The following is a 2,672-nucleotide window of genomic DNA, read 5'->3' as shown; positions in this document are numbered from 1 at the left end:
TGCAACGGGCGATGATGCGTATTATCGCGCGTAGTGGAATTATTCACGGGGCGGTCGGGGTCGGGGAGGGGCAAAGGAAAATTTATCGGGCTCCCTGAGAAAAATTCACCCGGTAATTTCGATTTCCAAAAACGCCAGGTTTGCCTTGCCGGAGTTCACTACGTTATGATCGACTCCCATGACGTTGGCATAGGGAATTCCCTGGATGAGCTGAGAGGTAACGCTGGTCCCGTCCGGGTGCTCAATCAGCAGTTCGCCGTCAGTAAGTGGTACGACAACATAATCATGCTCATGGCGATGCCGCCCGGTTTCAGCGCCGGGGGCGAACATCCATTCAGTCGCCTTCACTCTGCCGTTGTCGATCCGAACTGTCGGTATTGCTTTTGCTCGTTCATCCATCGTCGATGCCCTCCTCATCCTTTCGTACCTGATTATGACGTTTAAAGTCCAAAAATCAGCTGGATGGCGGCGTCACGTGATGGGCTGCGAAGAGATCATCCAGAAATGCGCGTGTAATCTCGTTTACCTCGGGTCGTCTTCGGCTCGCCCCTTGCAAAGTAACCTCATATTGCATGATTTTGGGATTCAGAGCAGCTAAGAGTCCCTCCGCGACCAGCGGCCTAGAGAAATGCTCGGGCAGAAAACCAAGATGATGTCCGGACAGAACCAACATCGCCACAGCCTCCATATTGTCGGCCGTAGCCGTTACCTTCCTAGGCGACGCCGACATCTGTGCTTCAGGGAGTGGATAGGTGCGCCAGGCCCAGCTATGATCTGAAGCCTCGATTGGCGAAATCTCGCCGGCACGGTGAAACAGCGTATGACCTTTGCCACAATACGCCAGATGGTGTTCGGTGAAGAGTGGTGTGAAGTGAAGCGTGGGCGCGTGATGCCAGAAATAGCCAATTGCCATATCGAGGTCACCTCGGAGCAATCCCTCCTCCATCTCGATCGGTGGGCAGACACGAATAATGAACTTCACCGCCTCATCACGCCGGCGGAATCGAGCGATTGCTTCACTCACCCTGAAATTTTCGCTCATTGGTGTATTGCCGATGATGCCGATCCGTAGTGATCCAACAAGTTTCTTATCGAGGTTGCGAGCTTCAGAATTGAAATCGGCAATTGTGCTTAGCAGTTTGCGCGACAGTTCGGCGAAGCGTTCGCCCTTAGCCGTTAGTCTAAAGCCACCTCGCCCGCGTTCACACAGCCTGTAACCTAACCGACTCTCAAGTATAGCCAACTGCGTGCTGATGGTGGACTGGCCAACCTTCAATGTCCACTGCGCCGAGGAAATCCCCCCAGCCTCAGCAACAGCCAAGAATACCCGCAAGAATCGCAGATCGATATCTGATAGATCACCCAGCATCAGAGAAATATAATTACATCGATGAGTGTGAATGTAAACAGTGGTTCAGGTCGATTTTTTCATCAAGATATTTGTTTTACCATCATGAAATAGGCGATTTTGTACATCGTGAAAGGTGATGAAAATGCCAGAAAATATGACGTTTTCGACTCACCCGCAGCCATTGAGCGGCAACGCAATGCCGCGTAGCGGGGGCATTCCTTCGATGATGCGCCTGCCTATCGTATCCGATCCTTCGAAACTGGATGCGTGTTTCGTTGGTATCCCTTTCGATCTTGGTACGTCCAATCGGACTGGAACGCGCTTTGGTCCTCGACAGATCCGAGCCGAATCGTCACTTCTGCGTCCCTACAACATGGCAACACGCGCGGCCCCGTTCGATAGTCTAAATGTCGCCGATCTTGGTGATGTTGCGATCAATCCCTTTAACCTCCTTGATTCAATTTCGCGGATCGAGGCTGAATATGACCGGATTCTAGCCTCCACCTGCCGGCCGATCACGCTTGGCGGAGACCACACCATCACCCTGCCGATCCTGCGCGCGATGCACCGCAAATATGGACCCGTCGGGCTGGTCCATGTTGATGCCCATGCCGATGTGAACGACACCATGTTCGGCGAGAAGATCAATCACGGCACGCCGTTCCGTCGCGCCGTGGAGGAGGGTCTGCTTGACTGCATGCGAGTGGTGCAGATCGGCTTACGTGGCACCGGCTACGCCGCTGAAGATTTCGATTGGTGTCGTAAGCAAGGATTTCTGGTGATCCAGGCGGAGGAGTGCTGGTTTCACTCCATGGCACCAATGATGGCAGATATTCGTGCCCGCATTGGCACTCGTCCTGCCTATCTGAGTTTCGACATCGACAGCCTCGACCCCTCCTTTGCGCCTGGGACTGGAACACCTGAGATCGGCGGTCTGACCGTGCCGCAGGGCTTGGAGATTATTCGGGGTCTACATGGCGTCGATCTGGTGGGAGCAGATCTAGTCGAGGTCTCTCCACCCTATGATCCGCTCGGCACAACGGCGCTGACCGCTGCTAACTTAGCCTATGAGATGCTCTGCATTCTGCCTGGCGTGCAGCGGCGCTGATGAGCGATCGAGTACGTCGGGATATTCTAGCCCGGATAACTCAAGAAGCGGGCTTCCCGGCTCGTCAGCATGTGTCGAAGTATTGGTATCACGTTGATGCGGCGCAAAATCCAATGTTTGCCAGGTCTGAGCGCGGGCTTAGCGATGGCACGCCGGCAGGATGCAAGCGCTCGCCGGACAAGGGCTTCACCAAACGTTCCGCCTGTCTTCCCG

Annotated in this window: 4 protein-coding genes; 2 read left to right on the top strand and 2 right to left on the bottom strand. The window is 54.3% G+C overall.

The genetic code is table 11. From position 1 onward, the window contains the following. Positions 1–105: 105 nt before the first annotated feature. Together ACP5E6_RS18045 and ACP5E6_RS18040 are read right to left on the bottom strand one after the other, a co-directional pair. A complete protein-coding gene (locus ACP5E6_RS18045) occupies positions 106–399 on the bottom strand; it encodes a cupin domain-containing protein (RefSeq protein WP_427956641.1) in 294 nt (97 codons plus the stop codon). Positions 400–454: 55 nt separating this feature from the next. Continuing rightward, positions 455–1,369: a LysR family transcriptional regulator gene (locus ACP5E6_RS18040; RefSeq protein WP_427956638.1), complete on the bottom strand. Its 915-nt coding sequence runs from the start codon at positions 1,367–1,369 to the stop codon at positions 455–457. Between the two features lie 118 nt (positions 1,370–1,487). Here ACP5E6_RS18040 and speB point away from each other — a divergent pair, with 118 nt between their 5' ends. Further along, on the top strand, positions 1,488–2,459 hold the full coding sequence (gene speB, locus ACP5E6_RS18035; RefSeq protein ID WP_427956635.1) for an agmatinase: 972 nt from the start codon (positions 1,488–1,490) through the stop codon (positions 2,457–2,459). Further along, positions 2,459–2,672, top strand: a 214-nt coding sequence (locus tag ACP5E6_RS18030; protein WP_427956632.1) for a hypothetical protein, incomplete at its 3' end; no start/stop codon positions are given. The genes speB and ACP5E6_RS18030, both read left to right, overlap by 1 nt.

This window comes from Acidiphilium sp. (assembly GCF_049977125.1).
Taxonomy (GTDB): domain Bacteria; phylum Pseudomonadota; class Alphaproteobacteria; order Acetobacterales; family Acetobacteraceae; genus Acidiphilium.
This window is presented reverse-complemented; position numbering and strand designations above follow the sequence as displayed.